Here is a 23378-nt window from a genome sequence, read left to right as displayed (position 1 = left end):
CCGGCTGGTAGAGAATTTGGCCGGGCATGACCACACAACGGACTTCGCATGAAGTGTTATTGACAAGTGTTGAATGGTGCACCGGGGCGCTCCGATGAGCATCCCGGGAATTCGGTCCGATATTCGAAGCCGGTTCGTGCAAGCGTTTTACAGCTGCGGCGGCACCATGGTGAAGCGGGCGTTGATCTGGGCGTGGACGCGTTGGCGCTGGGGTTCGAGGTCGAGGGGGGCCGGGGTGTCCTCGGGGGCGCCGGCGAAGGCCGCGGAGCGCATGCGGCCGGGGGCCTGGGGGTAGGCCGGCGGGGCGCTCTCGGCGCCGATGTCGGCGAGTTCGACGAGGGCGGAGAGGCTGGTGCCGAGGGCCTCGGCGTATTCGCGGGCCCGCTGGACGGCTTCCCGCACGGCCTTCTTGCGGGCTTCGCGGTGGGCGGGTGAGTCGGGGCGCAGGGCCCACCAGGGGCCGTCGACGCGGGTGAGGTCGAGGTCGGCGAGGCGGGTGGTGAGTTCGCCGAGGGCGGTGAAGTCGGTGAGTTCGGCGGTGACGCGGACGCTGCCGTGGTAGGTGCGGACGCGTTCGCCGCGGCCGTGTTTGGTGAGTTCGGGGGTGATGGAGAAGGCGCCGGTCTCCAGGCGTTCGACGGCGTCGCCGTAGGACTTGACGAGGTCGAGGACGCCGGCGTTGCGGCGGGTGAGGTCGTCGAGGGCGGAGCGGCGGTCGCGTCCGCGGGCGGCGACGGTGATGCCGATGCGGGCGATCTCGGGGTCGACTTCGAGGCGGGCCTCGCCCCGGACGGCGATGCGGGGGGCTTCGGGCGTGCCGTAGGGGACGGCGGGCGGGGAGGCGTCTGGGGTGGCCGCGGTCATACGCCCCACTCTGTCATGTCTGGGCTGGTTGGCTGCCGTGGATCCGGAAGGCCGAGTCACCAGATCGCAACCTGGCGGGTCTGTTGCGGGCCGTCATGGACGGGTCAGAATCTACGCGCGTTATCTACGCGCGTCGTTCACAGATTCCGCGAGGAGCCAGACATGCCGTTGAACCGCCGGAAGTTCCTGGAGAAGTCCGCCGTGACCGGGGCGGGGGTGGCGCTGGCCTCGGCGGTCGCAGCGCCGGGTGCGCAGGCGGCCGAGGCGAAGCGCGGGGCCAAGCGGTACGCGTTCACCGTGATGGGCACGACGGACCTGCACGGCAACGTCTTCAACTGGGACTACTTCACGGACAAGGAGTTCGACGACAAGGACCACAACGACGTGGGCCTGGCGAAGGTCTCCACGCTCGTCAACCGGGTCCGTGCGGAGAAGGGCCGCCGCAACACGCTGCTGATCGACGCGGGCGACACCATCCAGGGCACCCAGCTGTCGTACTACTACGCCAAGGTGGACCCGATCACCGCCGAGGGCGGCCCGGTGCACCCGATGGCGCAGGCGATGAACGCCATGGACTACGACGCGGCGGCGCTCGGCAACCACGAGTTCAACTACGGCATCCCCGTGCTGCGGAAGTTCGAGCAGCAGTGCCGTTTCCCGCTGCTGGGCGCGAACGCGCTGGACGCCAAGACGCTGCGGCCGGCGTTCGCGCCGTACAGCATGCACCGGCTGCGCACTCCGCACGGGCGGGATGTGAAGGTGGCGGTGCTGGGGCTGACCAACCCGGGCATCGCGATCTGGGACAAGGCGAACGTGCAGGGCAAGATGACGTTCCCGGGTCTGGAGGAGCAGGCGGCGAAGTGGGTGCCGAAGCTGCGCTCGATGGGTGCGGACGTCGTCATCGTGTCGGCGCACAGCGGTTCGTCGGGCACGTCGTCCTACGGTGACCAGCTGCCCTACATCGAGAACGCGGCCGGTCTGGTGGCCGAGCAGGTGCCGGGCATCGACGCGATCCTGGTGGGGCACGCGCACACGGAGATCCCCGAGTACTTCGTCACGAACAAGAAGACCGGCAAGCGGGTGGTCCTGTCGGAGCCGCTGAAGTGGGGCCAGCGGCTGACGCTGTTCGACTTCGAGCTGGTCTGGGAGAAGGGCTGCTGGAAGGTCGAGAAGGTGGGCGCGAAGGTCCTCAACTCCAACACGGTGGAGGAGGACCCGGAGATCACGAAGCTGCTCGTCGACGAGCACGAGAAGGTCGTGGCGTACGTCAACCAGGTCATCGGCACCAACGCGGCGGAGATGACGTCGGCGCAGGCGCCGTACAAGGACGTGCCGATCATCGATCTGATCAACCACATCCAGGCGGACACGGTGAAGCGGGCGCTGGCGGGCACGGAGTACGCCGCGCTGCCGGTGCTGTCGCAGGCGGCGTGTTTCTCGCGCAGTGCTCGGATCCCGGCCGGTGAGGTGACGATCCGGGACGTGGCCGGTCTGTACGTCTTCGAGAACACGCTGGAGGCGCGTCTGATGACGGGCGCGCAGATGAAGGCGTACCTGGAGTTCTCGGCGAACTACTACGTGCAGACGCCGGCCGGGGCGCCGGTGGACCCGGCGAAGCTGACGAACGCGAACGGCACGCCGGACTACAACTACGACGTGGTGAGCGGTCTGACGTACGAGATCGACATCGCGAAGCCGGCCGGGTCGCGGGTGACGAACGTGCGGTTCGGGGGGCAGCCGCTGGCGGACGACGCGAAGTTCGTGTTCGCGGTGAACAACTACCGGGCCAACGGCGGCGGGAACTTCCCGCATGTCGCCGCGGCTCAGGTGCTGTGGTCGAACTCGGAGGAGATCCGCAACACCATGATCGCCTGGGTGAAGGCGAAGGGGTCGATCGATCCGGCCGAGTTCGCCGCGGTGGACTGGAAGCTCACGCGTGAGGGCACGCCCGTCTTCTGAGCCGCGTCCTTCGTCACCTTCGGTCGTCGGCCAGCGGGGTCAGCACCGGTGCCTCGCGGGGCGGTGGGACGTGGGCCCGCTGGGCGAGGCCGAAGGTGGTGAAGGCGGTGCGGGCGGGGAGTGCGTAGGCCTCCCGGCCGGTCAGTGAGTTGAGGACGATCGCGCTGCGCCAGGCGGCCAGTCCGAGGTCGGGGGCGCCGACGCCGTGGGTGTGGGTCTCGGCGTTCTGGACGTGGACGGTGCCGGTGACGGACGGGTCGAGGACGAGCCGGTACTCCTCGTCGACGCGTGGCCGCTCCCGGTTGTCGCGGCGCATGTAGGGGTCGAGGCCGGCGAGGATCCGGTCGAGGGGGCGTTCCCGGTAGCCGGTGGCGAGGACGACGGCGTCGGTGGTGAGGCGGGAGCGGCTGTCCTGCCGGCCGTGTTCCAGGTGCAGTTCCACCTTGGTCGTGGCGACGCGGCCGGCGGTGCGGACGCGGACGCCGGGGGTGAGGACGGCGTCGGGCCAGCCGCCGTGCAGGGTGCGGCGGTAGAGCTCGTCGTGGATGGCGGCGACGGTGGCGGCGTCGATGCCCTTGTGCAGTTGCCACTGGCTTTCGACGAGCCGGTCGCGGGTGGATTCCGGCAGGGCGTGGAAGTAGCGGGTGTGGTCGGGGGTGAAGTGCTCCAGGCCGAGCTTGGAGTACTCCATGGGGGCGAAGGCCTCGGTGCGGCCCAGCCAGTGCAGTTTCTCGTGTCCGGCCGGCCGGTGGCGGAGCAGGTCGAGGAAGATCTCGGCGCCGGACTGTCCGATGCCCACGACGGTGACGTGCTCGGCGGCGAGCAGGGCGGCGCGGTGGTCGAGGTAGTCGGCGGCGTGCACGACGGGCACGCCGGGGGCTTCGACGAGGGGTTTGAGCGGGTCGGGGACGTAGGGCTCGGTGCCGATGCCGAGGACGACGTTGCGTGTGTAGGTCCGGCCGAGGGCTTCGGCTTCTCCGTCGGCGTCGAGGTGGGTGAAGTCGACCTCGAAGAGGTCGCGTTCGGGGTTCCAGCGGACGGCGTCGACCTGGTGGCCGAAGTGGAGGCCGGGGAGGTTCTCGCTGACCCAGCGGCAGTAGGCGTCGTACTCGGCGCGCTGGATGTGGAAGTGCTCGGTGAAGTAGAAGGGGAAGAGCCGCTCGCGGGACCTGAGGTAGTTGAGGAAGGTCCAGGGGCTGGTGGGGTCGGCGAGGGTCACCAGGTCGGCGAGGAAGGGGACCTGGATGGTGGCGCCGTCGATGAGCAGGCCGGAGTGCCAGCTGAAGGCGGGGCGCTGTTCGTAGAAGACGGTGTCGAGGTCGTCGAGGGGGTGGGCGAGCGCGGCGAGGGAGAGGTTGGCGGGGCCGATTCCGATGCCGACGAGGTCGTGGGGGGCGTCGGGGCCGGGGGTGGGGGCGGGGTTCATCGGGGGGTGTGTCCTTCCACGAGGGTGGCTCGGCTCGCTGCCGCGAGGTGCAGCAGGGCGGCCAGGTCGTCGGGCCCGGTGGCGGGGTTGAGGAGGGTGGCCTTGAGCCAGAGCCGGCCGTCGAGGCGGGCCCGGCCGAGGACGGCGCGGCCTGTGGTGAGCAGGGCGCGGCGTACGGCGGCGACGGTGGTGTCGTCGGCGCCCGCGGGCCGGAACAGCACGGTGCTGATGGCGGGCGGGGTGTGCAGTTCGAAGCGGGGGTCCTGGTCGACGAGGGTGGCGAACGCCCGGGCGTGGGCGCAGACCTGGTCGACGAGTGCGCCGAGCCCGTGGCGGCCGAGGGTTTTGAGGGTGACGGCGACTTTGAGGACGTCGGGGCGGCGGGTGGTGCGCAGGGAGCGGCCGAGGAGGTCGGGCAGTCCGGCTTCGGTGTCGTCGGTGGCGTTGAGGTAGTCGGCGCGTTGGTCCAGGGCTGTGAGGTCGTCGGCGTCCCGGACGGCGAGGAGGCCTGCGGCGACCGGCTGCCAGCCGAGTTTGTGCAGGTCGAGGGTGACGGTGTGGGCGGCGTCGAGGCCGGTGAGCCGGGTGCGGTGCCGGTCGCTGAAGAGGAGGCCTCCGCCGTAGGCGGCGTCGATGTGCAGCCGGGTGCCGTGGGCCGCGCAGCGGGCGGCGATGTCGGGCAGTGGGTCGATGAGTCCGGCGTCGGTGGTGCCGGCGGTGGCGGCGACGAGCAGCGGGCCGGGCAGGGCGGCGAGGGCGTCGTCGAGGGCGTGGGGGTCGAGTGTCCCGCGCGGGGCGGGCAGGACGACGGGGTCGGGCAGCCCGAGCAGCCAGGCGGCGCGGGGCAGTGAGTGGTGGGCGTTGGCCCCGCAGACGAGCCGGACGGATCGGCCGTGGGCCTCGCGGGCGAGGAGCAGGGCGAGCTGGTTGGATTCGGTGCCGCCGGTGGTGATGAGGGAGTCGGCGGTGCCGGGTGTGGTGGGTCCGTAGATCTCCCGGGCCAGTGCCGCGGTGGTCAGCCGCTCCAGTTCCGACGCCCCGGGGGCCTGGTCCCAGGAGTCGAGGGAGGGGTTGAGGGCCGAGGCCGCGAGGTCGGCCGCCGCGGCGACGGCGAGCGGGGGGCAGTGGAGGTGGGCGGCGCACAGGGGGTGGGCCGGGTCGGAGGCGGTCTCGGCGAAGGCGTGGACGAGGGTGTGGACGGCGTGCGGGTCGCCCTGTTCGGGGAGGATCTCGCCCACCGCCTGACGGGTGCGGGCGGCGACCGCCTCCGGGCCGCCGGCAGGGAGCGGTCCGCTTCGCGCCCGGGCACCGCTGTCCAGCGCGTCGAGGACGGTGTCGAGCAGCGGCCGCAGGGCGTGGGGGCCTTCGGGTCCTGAGGCGAGGGGCGGGTTGCTCATGGGGCTGTCCTCCGGGGCGCGGGGCGGCGCGCCCGAAGAGCCCAACGATTGAACCCGGGTGGAGGTACCTCCGTGCGGCGAAACCGGCCGGTGCCGCGGCCCCGGGGCTGCCGCGGAGGCGCCCGTGTGGTTCTCGGGCCAGGCTGCGGGGGGGCGGCCGGGCTGTCGTCGGCCTCCCGGACCGGGCCGGTGATACGGGGTGGTGCGGTGCGGGCGGTGGCGGCGAGGGCGTTCCTGCGCGTGCCGCCGGGCCTTGGGGGCCGTCCGGCCGGGCCGGTCCGGTGCAGCCCGGACAGCGGCCGGGGCGGCGTGGATCGCGGTGTCCTTGCGCGGCGTCGCTGACAGTTCCGGTGCCGGTGAGGCGGTGGGCGGCGGCGCCTTCGTGACCGCCGTCGTGGACGGGCTCGTTCGTCGACGGGGGCGAAGCCGTCCACGGGGGCCCGGGCATGGCCGTCCCCGTAACGGGCCCAGTGTCGACGACCGCCGCGATGCCGACCTCGGGACGGCCGCCCTGCCCGAAGGGTTGAGCGCCCGGCGCTGTCGGCCGTGGGAAGGCTCACCGAGATCACTGCGGCGGAGCTGCCGGGCGACGGGCACGGGCCGCCGTCGACAGGCCGGGGTGCGCTCGCCACCCGCCTGGACGTACAGGACCAGTGGAGTGGCGCCGCCCTGGAAGAGGGCCGGTCGCCGTACCGGAGCCGTACCGTCTCGGCTCGGGCGGGCAGGAGGACCGTTGCGGGGCGCGGGGTCGGTGCCCGCGCGGGCGGGCGGTCCGCCGCATCGGCGGAAGGACCGGCCGCCCTCGCGGCTCCTACGGCGGCGGTCTCAGTTCTCCCCGTTCCCCTGGACCCGCAACGCCCGTGCCAGGTCGTCCAGTTGGTCGACCAGTTTGCGGCGCAGCGCGGGCGTGGGGTCGGCGTCGCGCAGGCATGCCTCGCCGAGGCGGAGGGTGTCGGTGTCGACGGCGTGCGCGGGGAAGGCGTCGCGGCCGACGGCCACGGCGATGGCGGGGCCGCGGCGTTCGGCGACGGCGACCGCGTCGGTGTAGTAGCGCTCGACGTACGGGCGTACCAGGTCGGCCTGTTCGGGCTGCCAGAACCCGCGGGCGGTGGCGGTGAAGAGGTAGTTGGACAGGTCGTCGGAGCCGAACATGGCGTCCCAGGCGCGGGCCTTGGCCTGCGGGTCGGGCAGGGCGGCCCGGCAGCGGGCGGCGCCCTCCTGGCCGGTGGCGCTCGGGTCGCGTTCCAGTTCGGCGGTGATGGCGGCCTCGTCGGTCGCGTCGAGGGCGGCGAGCCGGGCGAGCACGCGCCAGCGCAGCTCGGGGTCGAGCTCCGGGCCGCCGGGGACGGTGCCGTCGGCGAGCCAGGCGGCGATGGTGTCGGGGTGGGCGGCCACGTCGATGCGGTGGCGCACGGCGATCAGGCGCAGGCCGGGGTTGTCGCCGTCCTCGGTGCGGCGGATGAGGTCGCGGCACAGTTCGGAGAGGGTGGCGAGGGCGGCGGGCCGCTGCTCGGGCGTGAGGTAGCGGTCGCTGATGTGGGTGGAGGCGAAGGCGAGCACGCCGTGGACGATGGCGAGGTCAGTCTCCAGCGGCAGGTGGGTCCTGGCGGTCTCCAGGTAGGCGGTGGGGGCGAGTTCGCCGTCGCGGACGGCGTCGCGCAGGGCGTTCCAGACGACGGCGCGGGTGAGCGGTTCGGGCAGGCCGGACAGCTCCTTGCGGACGGTTTCGAAGGACTCGGGGTCGAAGCGGACCTTGGCGTAGCTGAGGTCGCCGTCGTTGAGGAGGAGCAGGGCCGGCCGCTTGCCGATGGGGTGGGCGTCGGTCTGCGGGAGGTCGAGGTGGAGGCGTTCGCGCAGGACGAGCTGCCCGCCGTCGTCGCCGAGGTCCCGGTCGTAGAGGCCGGCGGCGATGCGGTGCGGGCGGCTGCCGGCGCGGTCGACGGTGAGGGCGCAGGTGCCGTGCTCGCCGGGGGCGATGCGCGGGGTGAGGGTGTCGACGCCGGTGGTGCGCAGCCAGGCGTCGGCCCAGGCGTGGACGTCGCGGTCGGTGGCGCCGGCGAGGTTGTCGATGAAGTCGGCGAGGGTGGCGTTGGCGAACTTGTGCCGGGCGAAGTGGGCGTTGATGCCGGCGAGGAAGTCCTTCTCGCCGAGCCAGGCGACCAGTTGGCGCAGCGCGCTGGCGCCCTTGGCGTAGGAGATGCCGTCGAAGTTGAGCAGTGCGGAGGCGGTGTCGTCGACGGCCTCGGGGGCGACGGGGTGGGTGGAGGGGCGCTGGTCGGCGTCGTAGCCCCAGGACTTGCGGGTGACGCCGAAGTCGGTCCAGGTGTCGGTGAAGCGGGTGGCTTCGGTGAGGGTCTGGTAGCCCATGTATTCGGCGAAGGACTCGTTCAGCCAGATGTCGTCCCACCATTTGAGGGTGACGAGGTCGCCGAACCACATGTGGGCCATCTCGTGGGCGATGACCATGGCGCGGGTCTGGCGTTCGGTGTCGGTGACGGCGGAGCGGTAGACGAACTCGTCGCGGAAGGTGACCAGGCCGGGGTTCTCCATGGCGCCGGCGTTGAACTCGGGGACGAAGGCCTGGTCGTAGGAGTCGAACGGGTAGGGCTCGTCGAACTTCTCGTGGTAGCGGTCGAAGCAGGCGCGCGTGATGTCGAGGAGTTCGTCGCAGTCGGCGTCCAGGTAGGGGGCGAGGGAGCGGCGGCAGTGCAGGCCGAAGGGCAGGCCGCGGTGCTCGGTGCGCACGGAGTGCCAGGGGCCGGCGGCGAGGGCGACCAGGTAGGTGGAGATGCGCGGTGTGGGGGCCGCCTTCCATACGCCGTCGGTCTGTTCGGTGATGCCGTTGGCGAGGACGGTCCAGCCCTCTGGGGCGCGGACGGACAGTTCGAAGACGGCCTTCAGGTCGGGCTGGTCGAAGGCGGCGAAGACCCGCTGGACGTCCTCCATGAACAGCTGGGTGTAGACGTAGGTCTCGCCGTCGGTGGGGTCGGTGAAGCGGTGCATGCCCTCACCGGTGCGGGAGTAGCGCATGCGGGCGTCCACGCGCAGTTCGTGCTCGCCGGCGGTGAGGCGGGGCAGGGCGAGCCGGTTGCCGTCCAGGGCCTCGGGGTCCAGGGGGTGCCCGTCGAGGGTGACGGAGCGCAGCTCGGCGGGCTTGAGCTCGACGAAGGTGTCCCCGTCCACGCGGGCGGCGAACCTGATCAGGGTGCGGGAGTCGAAGGTCTCGTCTCCGCCGGTCAGATCGAGTTCGATGGTGTAGCGGTGGACGTCGAGGAGCTCTGCTCGGGTCTGCGCTTCGTCGCGCGTCAGTACGGACATGCGAGACATGCTGCCTGATGGTGTCGGCAAGGCACAGAGGCGGATCGGTACGTGCCCAATGTCCGTTCTAGGTGCGGTCCTTTTCGAGCTCCCCGGCGTGCGCCCCCATGGGCCGCTGGGTGGGGACGCGCGCGTCGGGATGGGGCAGTGCGGGGCGCGGGGGGTGTGCGGTGGCCTCGGTGTGCTCCCGCACGAGGGCGCGCAGGCGGTGCGCCTCGCGCTCCAGGGCGAGGTGGCGCCGGTGGGTGTCGTAGAGGTAGCGGACCTTGGTGCGCAGGGCCCAGGGGTCGACGGGCTTCAGCACGAGGTCGGCGACGCCGAGTTCGAAGGCGGTGGTGGTCAGTTCGTGGTCGGCGCCGAAGCCGGTGAGCAGGATCACGGGGATGTGCTGGGTCTGTTCGACGCGCCGCATGTAGCGCACGACCTCCAGTCCGCCGACGCCCGGCATGCGCACGTCGAGCAGGAGCAGGCCGACGTGGCCGCGCAGCACCTGTTTGAGTGCCTCGTCGCCGCTGGTGGCCCGCCCCAGCTGGTAGCCCAGCGGGGCCAGGGCGCTTTCCAGCGCGTACAGCGTGTCCTCATGGTCGTCGACGATGAGGATCCTGGTATCCGACGGCATGACCCGACGCCCCTCCCTCGTGGAGGACCAGAGTAGTCCGGGACGCTGACGCGCAGTGCTCGTCAGCTGACATGCTGTGCTCGGTGCAGCATGCCTCCGGCGGGTGGCCGTGTCACTCCCCCGGGGCGTGAGGGGTCAGGTGGAGCCGTTGAGCGCCTCGTCGGCGATTCGCTCGTGGTGGCGGATGACCTCGCCCACGATGAAGTTGAGGAACTTCTCGGCGAAGGCCGGGTCGAGTTTGGCGTTCTCGGCGAGGGCGCGCAGCCGGGCGATCTGGCGGGCTTCCCGGGCCGGGTCGGCGGGCGGCAGCTGGTGCTCGGCTTTGAGGTGGCCGACCTGCTGCGTGCACTTGAAGCGCTCGGCGAGCATGTGGACGACGGCCGCGTCGATGTTGTCGATGCTGTCGCGCAGGCGGGCGAGCTCGGCGCGGACGGCGGGGTCGACGTCGTGGGAGCCGGTGTTGCTGGTGGTCATGGGGCGTCAGCCTACGGGGATCACGCCGGGTGGCCGCCGGCCGTCTCATCCTTCGGCGGTGAGAGCCGCTTGTGGAAGTGGATGTCCTCGTGGCCGCCGGGGACGCCCTGGACGCGGGCCCGTTCGCGGAAGCCGAGCTTCGGGTAGAAGCCGGGTGCCTGGAAGCTGTACGTGGAGACGATCATGTCGGTGCAGCCGCGCCGGGCGGCCTCCGCCTCCGCCGCGCGCATGAGCCGGCCGCCCCAGCCGGAGTGCCGCTGGTCCTCGCGGACCCAGAGCATGTCCACGGAGCACAGGGTGCCCCAGGTCCAGGCGGTGAGCCCGCCGACCAGGTCGCCGGCCTCGTCGGTGACGCGGACGGAGAGGGGCTCGGTGACGGCCCCGTCGGCGGCGGCGGTGTTGAAGGCGGTCAGTTCCTCGTCGAGCCGTTTGTCGAGGTCGTCGTCCTCGCCGCCCACCCGGAGCGATGCGGCGACGGGGTGCTGTTCGCTGGTCACGGCCCGGATTCTGCCGTCGGGTGCCGGTCGGTGACGACCGGTTTTCGCCGGGCCGGCGCCCGTCCGGGGCGGTGCGCGTCCTCGTACAGTGGAAGCCACGGGGGTTCCGGGGCGTCTTGGGGGTGAGGCGTGGCGAACGACGGGCCGGTCGAGCACGGCTACCCGCACCTGGAGACGGTGCGGGCCGCGATCACGGCGTTGTACAGGCGGCTGTCGTACGACACCGTCCAGACGTTCGCGACCAGCGTGGTCCCCGCCGACGTGGCGTTCTGCGACACCGACGACCTGTATCTGGGGGCGCAGCGCGTGGCGCGGGAGCTGGTGCGGCACTTCCGGCTGCCGGACGCCCGGCTGATCGTGAGCTTCCGGGAGATGCGGCACGCGGCGAACGTGGAGCTCGCGGCCGGGCCGGAGTACTTCGTGGAGCTGAACGACCGGTTCCGCGCGCATCGGCGGGACATCGGGGCGGCCTTGGCGCACGAGGTGACGCATGTGTACCTGCACCGGCTGGACCTGTCCTTCCCGGGTGTGCGGGACAACGAGGTCCTCACGGACACGGTGACGACGTACCTGGGCGCGGGGTGGCTGCTGCTGGACGCGTTCCGGGAGGACGGGGCGTCGTCGCAGAAGCTGGGGTATCTCACGCCGGAGGAGTTCGGGTACGTGCTGGCCAAGCGGGCGCTGGTCTTCGGGGAGGACCCGTCGGTGTGGTTCACCAGCGCGCAGGCGTACACGGCGTATGTGAAGGGCAGGGAGCTGGCCCGCCGGGACGGGCAGGAGCCGCCGTTGACGGCGGCGGGGTGGGCGGGGCGGCGCCGGTACGCCCGGGACCGGCGGCACGCGCCGGCGGACCCGCCCGCGCCGGGGGTGCGGTACGCGTTCTCGCCCGACGGGGGCGGGCGGTTGCGGGTGTCGTTTCCCTGTCCCACGTGCCATCAGCGGATCAGGGTGCCGGTGCGGGGGCGGGTCCGGGCGCGGTGCGCGCTGTGCCGGAGCGTTCTGGAGTGCGACACGTGAGCGGAGCTCCGCATGGGCCGTCGGGGCGTCGACGCGGCGTGGCGTAGCCGCTCACGGTGCCGGCCCTCGTACCGCAGAGGACCGGCCGGTCCCGTCGGACCGCTCGGAGGGTCCTGCCGATCGTGGTCTCACGGGCGGTGCGCCGGGGTGCGTCGGACGGCGGTCCGTAGCGGCTGCCCCTGAGGGTGGCGGCTTCGTCCACGACGGTGGTGTCCGCGAGGCCGGGCGGGACGACGTCGTGATCTACGAGCCGGGGCCACGGGAGCCGGCGGACGAATCGCCGCACTAGGTGCCGTACACCGGTCCGGGCTCGGCCGCCTCGGCCAGCAGTTTCCGTGCCCGCTCCCCCGCCTCGGCCGGGCTCCACCGACCGCCCCTGTCGGCGCTCGGTCCGGGCCTCCAGCCCTCCATGACGGTGATCCGGCCGCCCTCCGCCTCGAAGACCCGGCCCGTCACCCCGGCGCTCGCGGCCGAGCCCAGCCAGACGACCAGCGGCGAGACGTTCTCCGGGGCCATCGCGTCGAAGCCGGAGCCGGGGGCCGTCATGGTGTCCGCGAAGGCGCGCTCCGTCATCCGGGTGCGGGCGGCGGGAGCGATGGCGTTGACCTGGACGCCGTAGCGGCGCAGTTCGGCGGCCGCGACCAGGGTCAGGGCGAGGATGCCGGCCTTGGCGGCGCTGTAGTTGCCCTGTCCGAGAGAGCCCAGCAGACCGGCTCCGCTGCTGGTGTTGACGATGCGGGCCTCGGGCCGGCGGCCGGACTTGGCCTCGGAACGCCAGTGGGCGGCCGCGTGCCGCAGGGGCAGGAAGTGGCCCTTGAGGTGGACGCGTACGACGGCGTCGAAGTCGTCCTCGTCGAGGTTGACCAGCATCCGGTCGCGCAGGAAGCCCGCGTTGTTGACGAGGGTGTCGAGCCGGCCGTACGTCTCCAGGGCCGCGCGGATCAGCGAGGCGGCGCCCTCGGCCGTGGCGATGTCACCGGCGTGGGCCACCGCCTCGCCGCCCGCCGCGCGGATCTCCCGCACGACCCGGGCGGCGGGGCCGTCGGGCTCGGGCGTGCCGTCGAGGCCCACCCCGAGGTCGTTGACGACGAGCCGTGCCCCCTCGGCCGCGAACGCGAGCGCGTGGGCCCGGCCGAGGCCCCGCCCCGCACCCGTGACGACGACGACCCGGCCCGCGCAGAGTCCGCTCATGTCAGTTCTCCTCGTTCGCGACGGGCGGGCGGTGGGCGGTGGCCGCGTCCAGGAACGCCGGGCGCTCCCCGCCGCCGTGCACCAGCAGGCTCGCCCCGCTGATGTACGCGGCGGCGCCGGACGCCAGGAACACCGCCGCGCCGCCCACGTCGGACGGCTCGGCGAGACGGCCGAGCGGGACCGTGCGGGCGACGGCGGCGACGCCGTCCCGGTCGCCGTAGTGCAGGGGGGACCGTTCGGTGCGGACCATGCCCACGACGAGGGTGTTGACCCGGACGGCGGGCGCCCATTCCACGGCCATCGAGCGGGCGAGGCTCTCCAGGCCGGCCTTGGCGGCGCCGTAGGCGGCGGTCCCGGGCGAGGGGCGGGTCCCGCTGACGCTGCCGATCATGACGATCGAGCCCCTGGCGCGCCGCAGCAGGTCGTACGCGGCGAGGGAGACGGCCAGCGGCGCGAGCAGGTTGAGCTCGACCACGCGCGCGTGCCGGTCCGGCCCGGCCTCGGTGAGCAGTCGGTGGGGTGCGCCGCCCGCGTTGTTGACGAGCACGTCCAGCCGGGGCAGACCGGCGAACAGGCGTCCCACGGCGTCTGCGTCCCGGACGTCCAGCGGCACGAACTCGGTGCCGGGGAGCGGGACTCGGGGCGGCCGGCGGGCGCAGACCACCACCTGGGCGCCCGCCTGCGCGAAGGCACGCGCGATGCCGGCGCCGACGCCCCGGGTTCCGCCCGTGACGACGGCGACCTTCCCGTCCAGCTCCATGCGCTGCTACCTTTCCACCTAACAAACGTTTGGTGGAAAGGTAGCTGATGCGGCCATGGGTGTCTCCACCTCGCGCGGGGAAAAGGGCGTCGCCGTCGTCACGGTCGACTTCCCGCCGGTGAACGCCCTGCCGGTGGCGGGCTGGTTCGCCCTGGCCGACGCGGTCCGGGTGGCCGGGCGTGACGCGGAGGTCCGGTGCGTGGTGCTGGCCGCCGAGGGGCGTGGTTTCAACGCGGGCGTGGACATCAAGGAGTTGCGGGCGGACGACCCCGAGCACAGTGCGCTGCGCGGCGTGAACAGCGGCTGCGCCGAGGCGTTCGCGGCGGTCTACGAGTGCGAGGTGCCGGTCGTCGCGGCGGTGCAGGGCTTCTGCCTGGGCGGCGGCATCGGCCTGGTGGGGAACGCGGACGCGGTCGTGGCGAGCGAGGACGCGGTGTTCGGGCTGCCCGAGCTGGACCGCGGCGCCCTCGGCGCGGCCACCCACCTGGCCCGGCTCGTCCCCCAGCATCTGATGCGGACGCTGTACTACACGGCGCGTACGGCGAGCGCGGCCGAGCTGCACGCGCATGGGTCGGTGTGGCGGGTGGTGCCGCGCGACGCGCTGCGGGCCGCGGCCCTGGAGCTGGCCCGGGAGATCGCCGCCAAGGACGGCCGGCTGCTGCGCCTGGCCAAGGCGGCGCTCAACGGCATCGACCCCGTGGACGTGCGCCGCAGCTACCGCTTCGAGCAGGGCTTCACCTTCGAGGCGGGTCTCAGCGGGGTGGGCGCGCGGGTGCGCGGCACTTTCGGTCACGCGGGGCAGGAGGGAGCGCGATGAGGGACAAGACGATGTCGGCGGACGAGGCCGTGTCCCGGCTGGCCAGCGGCATGACCCTCGGCATCGGCGGCTGGGGCTCGCGCCGCAAGCCGATGGCCCTGGTGAGGGCGCTGCTCAGGTCGCAGATCACCGACCTGACGGTCGTGACGTACGGCGGGCCGGATGTGGGCATGCTGGCCGCGGCCGGGCGGATCCGGCATCTGGTGACGGCCTTCGTCACCCTCGACTCGATCCCCCTGGAGCCGCACTACCGGGCGGCCCGTGAGCGGGGTGCCTTCACGCTGACGGAGATCGACGAGGCGATGTTCCTGTGGGGTCTGCGCGCGGCGGCGAACCGGCTCCCGTTCCTGCCGGTGCGGGCCGGGTTCGGCTCTGACGTGATGCGGGTCAACCCCGATCTGCGCACGGTCACTTCGCCCTATGAGGACGGGGAGACCTTCGTCGCCGTGCCCGCCCTTCGGCTGGACGCGGCCCTGGTGCACATCAACCGCGCGGACCGCTCGGGCAACGGGCAGTACCTGGGCCCCGACCCGTACTTCGACGACCTGTTCTGCGCGGCGGCCGACACGGCGTACGTCAGCTGCGAGCGGATCGTCGACACGGCCGAGCTGACGAAGGAGGGCCCGCCGCAGACCCTGCTGATCAGGCGGCACACCGTCACCGGGGTCGTCGAGTCCCCGCACGGGGCGCACTTCACGTCCTGCGCGCCCGACTACGGCCGGGACGAGGCCTTCCAGCGTCGGTACGCGACCACGCCCTGGCCCGACTTCGAGGCGGGGTTCCTCAGCGGGGACGAGCGGGCGTACCAGTCGGCCGTCAGGGAGGGGACATGACCGGTCCCAGCCGCGCCGAGTACTGCGTGATCGCCTGCGCCGAGGCCTGGCGGGGTGCCGGAGAGGTGCTGGCGAGTCCCATGGGGCCGATTCCCTCGATCGGCGCGCGGCTGGCCCGGCTCACCTTCGCGCCGGACCTGCTGCTGACCGACGGCGGGGCGATGCTCGTCCGCCCGGACGGGACACCCGAGGGCTGGCTGCCGTACCGGGAGCATCTGGCCTGGGTCACCGGCGGGCGGCGGCACGTGATGATGGGCGCGAGCCAGATCGACCGGTTCGGCAACCAGAACATCTCGTGCGTCGGCGACTGGGAGCGACCGAGGAAGCAGCTGCTCGGGGTGCGCGGCGCGCCGGTCAACACGCTGAACAATCCGACCAGTTACTGGATCCCGCGGCACTCCCGGCGGGTCTTCGTCGAGCGGGTCGACATGGTCTGCGGCGTCGGCTACGACCGTGCGGCCGGGGCGCGGTACCACCGGATCCCTCGGGTCGTCTCGGACCTGGGCGTCTTCGACTTCGCCACCCCGGACCGCTCGATGCGGCTGGCCTCGCTGCACCCGGGCGTCACGCTCGCGCGGGTGCGGGAAGCCACGGGGTTCGAGCTGACCGTGCCGGCCGAGGTGCCGCCGACCAGGGAGCCGACCGGTGAGGAACTCCGGCTGATCCGCGAGGTCCTCGACCCGGGTGGGGCGCGGGCCCGGGAGGTCGTCGAGTGAAGGGGACGGCGCTCACCCGGCTCACCGGCGTCCGTCATCCGCTCGTGCAGACCGGAATGGGCTGGGTGGCCGGACCCCGGCTGGTCTCTGCCACGGCGAACGCGGGGGCCCTCGGCATCCTGGCCTCCGCCACGATGACGCCGGCCCGCCTGCGCGCGGCTGTCCGGGAGGTGAAGGCCCGGACCGACGCGCCGTTCGGGGTGAACCTGCGCGCCGACGCGGCCGACGCGGGCGACCGCGTGCGGATCCTGATCGAGGAGGGCGTCCGGGTCGCCTCCTTCGCCCTCGCCCCCTCCCGGGAGCTGATCGGCGAGCTCAAACAGGCCGGGGTGGTGGTCATGCCGACCGTGGGAGCGCGGCGGCATGCCGAGAAGGTGCAGGCGTGGGGCGCGGACGCGGTGCTGGTGCAGGGCGCGGAGGGCGGCGGGCACACCGGCGGGGTGGCCACGACCGTGCTGCTGCCGCAGGTGGTGGACGCGGTGCGGATCCCGGTCGTCGCGGCGGGCGGCTTCTTCGACGGGCGCGGGCTGGCCGCCGCCCTCGCCTATGGGGCGGCGGGCGTGGCGATGGGCACGCGGTTCCTGCTGACCTCGGACTCGACCGTGCCGGACGCGGTGAAGGCGCGGTACCTCGCGGCGACCGTGAGGGACGTGACGGTGACCCGGGCGGTGGACGGCCTCCCGCACCGCATGCTGCGTACGGAACTGGTGGCCGCCCTGGAGGACGCCGGCCGGACCCGGGCGCTGGTGCGGGCCGTGCGCGCGGCGGCCGGGTTCCGGAAACTGTCCGGGCTGACCCGGCGGCGGCTGGTCCGTGACGGGCTGGCCCTCAAGCGCGCCGGGGACCTGTCCTGGAGTCAGGTGCTGCTCGCCGCGAACACGCCGATGCTGCTGAAATCGGCGATGGTGGACGGCCGTACGGATCTGGGGGTGATGGCGTCCGGGCAGGTCGCCGGGGTGATCGACGACCTGCCGTCGTGCGCGGAGCTGGTGGAACGGATCATGGAGGAGGCCGACGAGACGCTGGCGCGGCTCACAGCCGTTCGATGATCGTCACATTGGCCTGGCCGCCGCCCTCGCACATGGTCTGGAGGCCGAAGCGGCCGCCGGTGCGCTCCAGTTCGTGCAGCAGGGTCGTCATGAGCCGGACGCCGGTCGCGCCCAGGGGGTGCCCGAGGGCGATCGCGCCGCCGTTGACGTTGACCCGCTCCGGGTCGGCGCCGGTCTCCTTCAGCCAGGCCAGGACGACCGGCGCGAAGGCCTCGTTGATCTCGACGAGGTCGATGTCGTCGATGGTCAGGCCGGTCTTCTTCAGGGCGTGTGCGGTGGCCGGGACGGGGGCGGTGAGCATCCGGATCGGGTCCTCGCCGCGCACGGAGAGGTGGTGCACGCGCGCGCGGGGGGTGAGGCCGTGGTCGCGCACGGCCCGCTCGGAGGCCAGCAGCATCGCCGCCGCCCCGTCGGAGACCTGCGAGGAGCAGGCGGCGGTGACCGTGCCGCCGTCGAGGACGGGCCGCAGTCCGGCCATCTTCTCCAGGGAGGTGTCGCGGCGCGGCCCCTCGTCGGCGGTGACCTGCCCGTACGGGACGGTCTCGCGGGCGAAGCGGCCCTCGTCGGCCGCCCGTACCGCCCGCCGGTGGGAGCGCAGCGCGAACTCCTCCTGGTCCCGGCGGCTGATCCCCCACTTCGCGGCGATCATCTCGGCGCCGACGAACTGGTTGACGGGCTTGTCCCCGTACCGTGCGCGCCAGCCCGCGCTGCCCGCGAAGGGCCCCTGGGTCAGCCCGAGCGGCTCGGCGGCCTGCCGGGTGGCGAAGGCGATGGGGATCATCGACATGTTCTGCACCCCGCCGGCGACCACGAGGTCCTGGGTGCCGGACAGGACGGCCTGTGCGGCGAAGTGCACGGCCTGCTGCGAGGAGCCGCACTGCCGGTCGACGGTCACGCCCGGTACCTCCTCGGGCAGTCCGGCCGCCAGCCAGCAGGTCCGCGCGATGTCCCCGGCCTGCGGCCCCACCGCGTCCAGACAGCCGAGGACGACGTCCTCCACGGCGGCCGGGTCGATGGCCGAGCGCTCCACCAGCTCCCGGAGGACGTGCGCACCGAGGTCGGCGGGGTGGACCGCGCCGAGCCCTCCCCCGCGCCGCCCGACGGGCGTCCGCACCGCTTCGACGATGTAGGCCTCGGCCATGACAAGTCCTCCGCGCATCGGGGCTATGGGCGTACGGCGATCCCGTCCAGCACCATCGACAGGTACTGCCGGGCGATCTCGTCCGGGCTGTGCTGTCCGCCCGGCCGGTACCAGGACGCGGCGACCCACACCGTGTCGCGCACGAACCGGTAGGTGAGCCGGACGTCGAGGTCGGCCCGGAAGGCCCGCTCCGCGACGCCGCGTTCCAGCGTGGACAGCCAGGCCTTCTCGAACCTGCGCTGCGACTCGGCGAGGAACGCGAACCGCTCCTGCGCCACGAGCTGCCTGCTCTCCTTCTGGTAGATCGCGACGGCGGCACGATGCCGGTCGATCTCCCGGAACGACTCGGTGACCAGGGCCTGGAGCGTCTCGCGCGGGCCGAGCCCGGCGGCCAGGACGGTGTCGTAGCCGTCCCACAGCTCGTCGAGGAAGGTCCGCAGGATCTCCTCCAGCATCGACTCCTTGGAGTCGAAGTGGTAGTAGAGGCTGCCGGCGAGCATCCCCGCGTGGTCCGCGATCTTGCGGACGGTGGTGGCGTTGTAGCCCTGCTCGGCGAAGACCTCGGCGGCGGTGCCGAGGAGTTCGGCGCGACGGTCGCGGGTGGCGGCGCCCGCGGTGGGGTCGGTGGCGGTCACCTGGGGATTCTTCTTCGTAGGAGGCACGGGTCCATTGTCGTCCTAGGGATGCCGGCTGCTGACGGACACCACTTCTCCGGTCATGTACGAGGAGTAGCCGGAGGCCAGGAAGACGATCACGTTGGCCACCTCCCAGGGTTCGGCGTGCCGCCCGTAGGCCTCGCGGGCGGTCAGCTCGGCGAGCAGCTCGGGCGTGGTCACCTTCACCAGGTGGGGGTGCAGGGCGAGGCTGGGCGCCACGGCGTTGACCCGCACCCCGTACGCGGCCGCCTCGACGGCCGCGCACCGGGTCAGCGCCATCACGCCCGCTTTGGCGGCGGCGTAGTGGGCCTGGCCGGCCTGGGCACGCCAGCCGACGACGGAGGCGTTGTTGACGATGACTCCGCCGCCGGTGCCCCTCATGTGCCGCAGGGCGGCCCGCACACAGCGGAACGTGCCGTTCAGCGTGACGTCCAGGACGCGGGACCACTGGTCGTCGGTCATGTCGACGAGCTCCGCCGTGCCGCCGAGGCCGGCGTTGTTGACCACGACGTCGAGGCGCCCGTGCTCGGCCACGGCGGTGTCGAAGAGCGTGCGCACCTGCGTCTCGTCGGTGACGTCGCAGGGGACGGCGGTGACCGACTTCCCGCCGAACTCCGCGCTCAGCCGCGCCTGGTGCTCTGCGAGCCGCCGCGCGTGCGCGTCGCTGATCAGCACCCGCGCGCCCTCCTCGAGGAGGCGTCGCGCCGTGGCCCCGCCGATGCCCGCGCCGGCCGCCGCGGTGACGACGGCGGTCCGCCCTTCCAGCAGACCGTGACCCGGGACGTACGACGGACTCTCGACGTCTGTCATGGGCTCACGCTAACCTACCAAACACTTGTTAGGGAAGGAGGGAGCGGTCGTGGAGCTGGCGTTCTCCCCCGCGGACGAGGAGTTCCGCGCCCAGGCGCGGGCGTGGCTGCGCGCGCACGTCCCGCGTGATGCCCTGCCCTCCCTGGAGACCGAGGAGGGCTTCGCCGCGCACCGCGCCTGGGAGGCGAAGCTGGCCGCGGACCGCTGGTCGGTCGTCGACTGGCCCTCCCGGTACGGCGGACGGGACGCGGGGCTCCTGCGGTGGCTGCTCTTCGAGGAGGAGTACTGGGCGGCGGGCGCACCCGGCCGCGTCGGCCAGAACGGCATCCAGCTGCTCGCCCCGACCCTCCTCGGCCACGGCACCGAGGAGCAGCGGGCCCGGGTCCTGCCCCCGATGGCCACGGGCGAGGTCGTCTGGGCACAGGCCTGGTCGGAGCCCGAGGCCGGTTCCGATCTGGCGTCCCTGCGGGCCAAGGCCGTGCGCACCGACGGCGGCTGGCTGCTGAGCGGCCAGAAGACCTGGTCCTCGCGGGCCGCGTTCGCCGACCGCGCCTTCGGCCTGTTCCGCAGCGACCCGGACACCGCGAAGCCCCACCAGGGCCTGACGTACCTGATGTTCGGCCTGCGCGCCCCGGGTGTCACCGTCCGCCCGATCGCCCGCCTGGACGGCAAACCGGCCTTCGCCGAGCTGTTCCTCGACGAGGTCTTCGTGCCCGACGAGGACGTGATCGGCGCCCCGGGGCAGGGCTGGCGCCTGGCGATGTCGACGGCGGGCAACGAACGAGGGCTGATGCTCCGCTCCCCGGGCCGCTATCTGGCCGCCGCGCGGCGGCTGGAGGAGCTGTGGCGGGAGCGGGGCGCTCCCGTGCCGCTGCGCGACCGCGTGGCCGACGCCCTGATCGGTGCCCGCGCCTACCAGCTCTTCACCTACGCGGCCGCCTCCCGGTCCCTGGAGGGCGAGAGCGTCGGCCCGGAGTCGAGCCTCAACAAGGTCTTCTGGTCCGAACTGGACATCGCGCTGCACGAGACGGCCCTCGACCTGCTCGGCCCCGAGGGCGAGATGGCGGACACCGACTGGGCTGAACGCTATGTCTTCGCCCTCGCCGGTCCCCTCTACGCGGGCACGAACGAGATCCAGCGCGACATCATCGCCGAACGCCTGCTCGGCCTGCCGAAGGGGCGCCGCTGATGCGCCTTCTCCTCGACTCCGTGCAGCGGGACTTCGCGGCGTCGCTGGACGCCCTGCTGACGGCGGCGGACACCCCGGTGGTGATCCGGGACTGGAGCCGGGGCGAGCACGCGAGCGGGCGGGCGCTGTGGTCGCGGGTGGCGCGGGCGGGCGTGTTCGCGCTGGCGGTGCCGGAGGCGTACGAGGGGCTGGGGCCCCGCCCCGTCGAACTGGCCGTGGCGTTCGTCGAGCTGGGGCGGCACGCGGTGCCCGGGCCGCTGGTCGAGACGGTCGCGGCGGCGGTGCTGCTGACCGGGGCCGGTCCGGGGACGGCCGAGCGGCTGCTGCCCGCGCTGGCGTCCGGGGAGACCATGGCGACGGTGGCCCCCGAGGGGGCGTACGCCCTGGACGGTGACGCGGCCGCCCTGCGCCTCGCCTGGGAGCGCGGCCGCGTCCGCCTGTCCCCCGGCCACGGCCCCGTCCGCCCCTCCCTCGACCCGGCCCGCCGCCTCACCCTCCTCGCCCCCGGCGGCGAAACCCTCGGCCTGCCCACGCAGCAGGCCCTCACCTGGGCCCGGCTCGCCACCGCCGCCCAAGCCCTCGGGGTGGGCCTGGCACTCCTCGACACCACCGTCCGGCACGTCAGGCGGCGTACCCAGTTCGGTGTGCCCGTCGGCTCGTTCCAGGCGGTCAAGCACCGGCTGGCCGACGCGAGCACCGCCTTGGAGTTCGCGCGGCCGCTGGTGTTCGGCGCCGCGCTGACCATGGAGCCCGCCGACGTCGCCGCCGCCAAGGTCGCCGCGTGCGAGGCGGCGTACACCACCGCCCGTACCGCGCTCCAGCTGCACGGGGCGATCGGCTACACCGCGGAGTCCGGCCTGTCCCTGTGGCTGACCAAGGCCCGGGCCCTGCGCACCGCGTGGGGCGATCCCCAGGCGTGCCGGGCCCTGGTCGTCAGTGCGGGTGATCGCCGCTGGTGATCTCCCGGTACTCCTGCACCGTCGGCTTCTCGATCCGCGCGTCGGGACCGAACATGGCCTTCGCCAGCCGGGCACGCAGCCGCTCGGAGCGCTTGATCCTGCGGCGCACACCCCCCGCGTCGACCTCGCGCCCGGCCTCGTACGGCGGGTTCTGCTCGTGCTGGGTGAGCGTGAACAGATCGGCCTGGGTGAGGGGCTCGTGCACCTCGACGTACTCGCCGGTCGGCAGCCGCTTGATCGTGCCGGTCTCCCTGCCGTGCAGCACCTTCGCGCGGTCCCGGCGTTGCAGGCCCATGCAGATCTTCTTCGTGACCACGAAGGCGGCGACCGGCAGCACGAACGCGCCGATCCGCACGAACCAGGTGATCGCGTTGATGGACAGATGCAGATGGGTGGCGACGATGTCGTTGCCGCCGCCGATCAGCAGCACCGCGTACAGGGTCAGCCAGGCCACGCCGAGCCCGGTGCGCACGGGAGCGTTGCGCGGCCGGTCCAGGATGTGGTGCTCGCGTTTGTCGCCGGTGATCCACGCCTCGATGAAGGGGTAGACGCCGAGCGCGAGCAGGATCAGCGGGAACAGCGAGAAGGGGATGAACACGCCGAGGACGAGGGTGTGCCCCCAGAGGTTGATCTCCCATCCCGGCATCACCCGGATCAGGCCCTCGGAGAAGCCGAGGTACCAGTCGGGCTGTGCGCCGGTGGTGACCAGGTCGGGGCGGTAGGGGCCGAAGGCCCACACGGGGTTGATCTGGGCGATCGCGCCCATCACCGTCAGGACGCCGAAGACGAGGAAGAAGAAGCCGCCGGCCTTGGCCATGTAGACCGGCAGGAAGGGCATCCCGACGACCGACCGCTCCTGGCGGCCGGGGCCGGGGAACTGGGTGTGCTTGTGGTAGAAGACCAGGATCAGATGGGCGGTCACCAGGCCCAGCATGATCCCGGGCAGCAGCAGGATGTGGACGGGGTACAGCCGCGAGATGATGTCCTCGCCCGGGAACTCCCCGCCGAACAGGAAGAACGACAGGTACGTCCCGACGATCGGGATCGACAGGATCGCCCCCTGCGCGAAGCGGATGCCGGTGCCGGACAGCAGGTCGTCGGGGAGGGAGTAGCCGGTCAGGCCGGTGATGATGCCGAGCATCAGCAGGGTCCAGCCGAAGAGCCAGTTCAGCTCGCGCGGCTTGCGGAAGGCGCCCGTGAAGAACACGCGCATCATGTGCACCAGCATGCCGGTGATGAAGACCAGCGCCGCCCAGTGGTGGATCTGCCGGATCAGCAGCCCGCCGCGCACGTCGAAGCTGATGTCCAGCGTGGACTCGAACGCCTTGCTCATCAGGACGCCGTTGAGCTCCGTGTAGGAGCCGTTGTAGACGACCTCCTGCATGCTGGGCTCGAAGAACAGGGTGAGGTAGACGCCGGTGAGGATCAGCACGACGAAGCTGTAGAGGGTGACCTCGCCCAGCATGAAGGACCAGTGGTCCGGGAAGACCTTGCGCATGTTGGCCTTGGCCAGGGCGTAGAGCCCGAGCCGCCCGTCCGCCCAGTCGGCGAGCTTCTCGCCCGTGCCGGCCGGAGGCCTCCGGCGAGCGGAGTCCGTCCCGTACACCCGTCGTGCGCCGTCGTCGCCCATACGTCGTCGCCTCCCCGTCGGATCCTTCCCAGCGTGGCACGGCGTCACGGCCGTGC

Annotated in this window: 21 protein-coding genes; 8 read left to right on the top strand and 13 right to left on the bottom strand. The window is 72.8% G+C overall.

The window, feature by feature from the left end; all coding sequences use genetic code 11:
* Positions 1-147: 147 nt before the first annotated feature.
* On the bottom strand, positions 148-864 hold the full coding sequence (locus tag AB0I06_RS19985) for an SIMPL domain-containing protein (protein ID WP_363120150.1): 717 nt from the start codon (positions 862-864) through the stop codon (positions 148-150).
* Between the two features lie 162 nt (positions 865-1026).
* Here AB0I06_RS19985 and AB0I06_RS19980 point away from each other — a divergent pair, with 162 nt between their 5' ends.
* Complete coding sequence (locus AB0I06_RS19980; RefSeq protein WP_363120149.1) at positions 1027-2823, top strand: 5'-nucleotidase C-terminal domain-containing protein; 1797 nt, start codon at positions 1027-1029, stop codon at positions 2821-2823.
* Between the two features lie 13 nt (positions 2824-2836).
* On the opposite strand, the gene AB0I06_RS19975 is transcribed toward AB0I06_RS19980, so the two are convergent.
* From AB0I06_RS19975 to AB0I06_RS19950, 6 genes are all read right to left on the bottom strand, one after another.
* Entirely contained in the window at positions 2837-4249 is a 1413-nt protein-coding gene (locus AB0I06_RS19975; RefSeq protein WP_363120148.1) for a SidA/IucD/PvdA family monooxygenase, read from the bottom strand.
* On the bottom strand, positions 4246-5646 hold the full coding sequence (locus AB0I06_RS19970; RefSeq protein WP_363120147.1) for a pyridoxal-dependent decarboxylase: 1401 nt from the start codon (positions 5644-5646) through the stop codon (positions 4246-4248). The genes AB0I06_RS19975 and AB0I06_RS19970 overlap by 4 nt, the downstream gene beginning before the upstream one ends.
* A gap of 825 nt (positions 5647-6471) precedes the next feature.
* Positions 6472-8964: an aminopeptidase N gene (gene pepN / locus AB0I06_RS19965; RefSeq protein ID WP_363120146.1), complete on the bottom strand. Its 2493-nt coding sequence runs from the start codon at positions 8962-8964 to the stop codon at positions 6472-6474.
* Between the two features lie 67 nt (positions 8965-9031).
* Positions 9032-9583 carry a response regulator gene (locus AB0I06_RS19960; protein ID WP_363120145.1) on the bottom strand — a complete coding sequence of 184 codons (552 nt, stop codon included), beginning with the start codon at positions 9581-9583 and terminating at the stop codon, positions 9032-9034.
* Positions 9584-9718: 135 nt separating this feature from the next.
* On the bottom strand, positions 9719-10057 hold the full coding sequence (locus tag AB0I06_RS19955) for a chorismate mutase (protein ID WP_363120144.1): 339 nt from the start codon (positions 10055-10057) through the stop codon (positions 9719-9721).
* A 20-nt stretch (positions 10058-10077) separates the two neighbouring features.
* Entirely contained in the window at positions 10078-10554 is a 477-nt protein-coding gene (locus AB0I06_RS19950; protein ID WP_363120143.1) for a GNAT family N-acetyltransferase, read from the bottom strand.
* Positions 10555-10683: 129 nt separating this feature from the next.
* Between AB0I06_RS19950 and AB0I06_RS19945 the strand changes: the two genes are divergently transcribed.
* Positions 10684-11571 carry a hypothetical protein gene (locus AB0I06_RS19945; protein WP_363120142.1) on the top strand — a complete coding sequence of 296 codons (888 nt, stop codon included), beginning with the start codon at positions 10684-10686 and terminating at the stop codon, positions 11569-11571.
* 285 nt (positions 11572-11856) lie between these two features.
* Here AB0I06_RS19945 and AB0I06_RS19940 read toward each other — a convergent pair whose 3' ends face one another.
* Together AB0I06_RS19940 and AB0I06_RS19935 are read right to left on the bottom strand one after the other, a co-directional pair.
* Positions 11857-12762 carry an SDR family oxidoreductase gene (locus AB0I06_RS19940; protein WP_363120141.1) on the bottom strand — a complete coding sequence of 302 codons (906 nt, stop codon included), beginning with the start codon at positions 12760-12762 and terminating at the stop codon, positions 11857-11859.
* A 1-nt stretch (position 12763) separates the two neighbouring features.
* On the bottom strand, positions 12764-13522 hold the full coding sequence (locus AB0I06_RS19935) for an SDR family oxidoreductase (RefSeq protein WP_363120140.1): 759 nt from the start codon (positions 13520-13522) through the stop codon (positions 12764-12766).
* A gap of 55 nt (positions 13523-13577) precedes the next feature.
* On the opposite strand from AB0I06_RS19935, the gene AB0I06_RS19930 reads away from it, so the two are divergent.
* Genes AB0I06_RS19930 through AB0I06_RS19915 form a run of 4 tightly spaced genes read left to right on the top strand, consistent with a single transcriptional unit; the run spans position 13578 to position 16937 of the window.
* On the top strand, positions 13578-14339 hold the full coding sequence (locus AB0I06_RS19930; protein ID WP_363120139.1) for an enoyl-CoA hydratase family protein: 762 nt from the start codon (positions 13578-13580) through the stop codon (positions 14337-14339).
* A complete protein-coding gene (locus AB0I06_RS19925; protein WP_363120138.1) occupies positions 14336-15172 on the top strand; it encodes a CoA-transferase in 837 nt (278 codons plus the stop codon). The genes AB0I06_RS19930 and AB0I06_RS19925 overlap by 4 nt, the downstream gene beginning before the upstream one ends.
* The gene (locus AB0I06_RS19920) at positions 15169-15888 is read left to right on the top strand and encodes a CoA-transferase (RefSeq protein WP_363120137.1); all 720 of its coding nucleotides are present in this window, start codon (positions 15169-15171) and stop codon (positions 15886-15888) included. Before AB0I06_RS19925 ends, AB0I06_RS19920 begins: the two co-directional genes overlap by 4 nt.
* Positions 15885-16937, top strand: coding sequence for a nitronate monooxygenase (locus AB0I06_RS19915; RefSeq protein ID WP_363120136.1), 1053 nt, complete (start codon positions 15885-15887; stop codon positions 16935-16937). Before AB0I06_RS19920 ends, AB0I06_RS19915 begins: the two co-directional genes overlap by 4 nt.
* Here the strand turns inward: AB0I06_RS19915 and AB0I06_RS19910 are convergent.
* From AB0I06_RS19910 to AB0I06_RS19900, 3 genes are read right to left on the bottom strand one after another with little or no spacing between them, the layout of a single operon-like run.
* Positions 16921-18078 carry an acetyl-CoA C-acetyltransferase gene (locus tag AB0I06_RS19910; RefSeq protein ID WP_363120135.1) on the bottom strand — a complete coding sequence of 386 codons (1158 nt, stop codon included), beginning with the start codon at positions 18076-18078 and terminating at the stop codon, positions 16921-16923. The two genes, AB0I06_RS19915 and AB0I06_RS19910, sit on opposite strands and share 17 nt — an antisense overlap.
* A gap of 23 nt (positions 18079-18101) precedes the next feature.
* Complete coding sequence (locus AB0I06_RS19905) at positions 18102-18713, bottom strand: TetR/AcrR family transcriptional regulator (RefSeq protein WP_363120232.1); 612 nt, start codon at positions 18711-18713, stop codon at positions 18102-18104.
* A gap of 42 nt (positions 18714-18755) precedes the next feature.
* Positions 18756-19544: an SDR family oxidoreductase gene (locus tag AB0I06_RS19900; RefSeq protein ID WP_363120134.1), complete on the bottom strand. Its 789-nt coding sequence runs from the start codon at positions 19542-19544 to the stop codon at positions 18756-18758.
* A gap of 49 nt (positions 19545-19593) precedes the next feature.
* On the opposite strand from AB0I06_RS19900, the gene AB0I06_RS19895 reads away from it, so the two are divergent.
* A complete protein-coding gene (locus tag AB0I06_RS19895; protein WP_363120133.1) occupies positions 19594-20733 on the top strand; it encodes an acyl-CoA dehydrogenase family protein in 1140 nt (379 codons plus the stop codon).
* Positions 20733-21692 (top strand): acyl-CoA dehydrogenase family protein, encoded by a 960-nt coding sequence (locus AB0I06_RS19890; RefSeq protein WP_363120132.1) that lies wholly within the window; start codon positions 20733-20735, stop codon positions 21690-21692. The genes AB0I06_RS19895 and AB0I06_RS19890 overlap by 1 nt, the downstream gene beginning before the upstream one ends.
* Here the strand turns inward: AB0I06_RS19890 and AB0I06_RS19885 are convergent.
* Positions 21667-23322, bottom strand: a complete 1656-nt coding sequence (locus AB0I06_RS19885; protein ID WP_363120131.1) for a cytochrome bc complex cytochrome b subunit — start codon at positions 23320-23322, stop codon at positions 21667-21669. The two genes, AB0I06_RS19890 and AB0I06_RS19885, sit on opposite strands and share 26 nt — an antisense overlap.
* Positions 23323-23378 lie beyond the last annotated feature (56 nt).

This window comes from Streptomyces sp. NPDC050674, from assembly GCF_040654575.1.
Classification (GTDB): domain Bacteria; phylum Actinomycetota; class Actinomycetes; order Streptomycetales; family Streptomycetaceae; genus Streptomyces.
This window is presented reverse-complemented; position numbering and strand designations above follow the sequence as displayed.

Coding starts and splice junctions, on each gene's coding strand:
- AB0I06_RS19925 (WP_363120138.1), top strand. CDS start 14,336: ATGAGGGACAAGACGATGTCGGCGGACGAGGCCGTGTCCCGGCTGGCC.
- pepN (WP_363120146.1), bottom strand. CDS start 8,964: ATGTCCGTACTGACGCGCGACGAAGCGCAGACCCGAGCAGAGCTCCTC.
- AB0I06_RS19975 (WP_363120148.1), bottom strand. CDS start 4,249: ATGAACCCCGCCCCCACCCCCGGCCCCGACGCCCCCCACGACCTCGTC.
- AB0I06_RS19955 (WP_363120144.1), bottom strand. CDS start 10,057: ATGACCACCAGCAACACCGGCTCCCACGACGTCGACCCCGCCGTCCGC.
- AB0I06_RS19930 (WP_363120139.1), top strand. CDS start 13,578: ATGGGTGTCTCCACCTCGCGCGGGGAAAAGGGCGTCGCCGTCGTCACG.
- AB0I06_RS19910 (WP_363120135.1), bottom strand. CDS start 18,078: ATGGCCGAGGCCTACATCGTCGAAGCGGTGCGGACGCCCGTCGGGCGG.
- AB0I06_RS19885 (WP_363120131.1), bottom strand. CDS start 23,322: ATGGGCGACGACGGCGCACGACGGGTGTACGGGACGGACTCCGCTCGC.
- AB0I06_RS19940 (WP_363120141.1), bottom strand. CDS start 12,762: ATGAGCGGACTCTGCGCGGGCCGGGTCGTCGTCGTCACGGGTGCGGGG.
- AB0I06_RS19900 (WP_363120134.1), bottom strand. CDS start 19,544: ATGACAGACGTCGAGAGTCCGTCGTACGTCCCGGGTCACGGTCTGCTG.
- AB0I06_RS19980 (WP_363120149.1), top strand. CDS start 1,027: ATGCCGTTGAACCGCCGGAAGTTCCTGGAGAAGTCCGCCGTGACCGGG.
- AB0I06_RS19985 (WP_363120150.1), bottom strand. CDS start 864: ATGACCGCGGCCACCCCAGACGCCTCCCCGCCCGCCGTCCCCTACGGC.
- AB0I06_RS19970 (WP_363120147.1), bottom strand. CDS start 5,646: ATGAGCAACCCGCCCCTCGCCTCAGGACCCGAAGGCCCCCACGCCCTG.
- AB0I06_RS19935 (WP_363120140.1), bottom strand. CDS start 13,522: ATGGAGCTGGACGGGAAGGTCGCCGTCGTCACGGGCGGAACCCGGGGC.
- AB0I06_RS19920 (WP_363120137.1), top strand. CDS start 15,169: ATGACCGGTCCCAGCCGCGCCGAGTACTGCGTGATCGCCTGCGCCGAG.
- AB0I06_RS19960 (WP_363120145.1), bottom strand. CDS start 9,583: ATGCCGTCGGATACCAGGATCCTCATCGTCGACGACCATGAGGACACG.
- AB0I06_RS19890 (WP_363120132.1), top strand. CDS start 20,733: ATGCGCCTTCTCCTCGACTCCGTGCAGCGGGACTTCGCGGCGTCGCTG.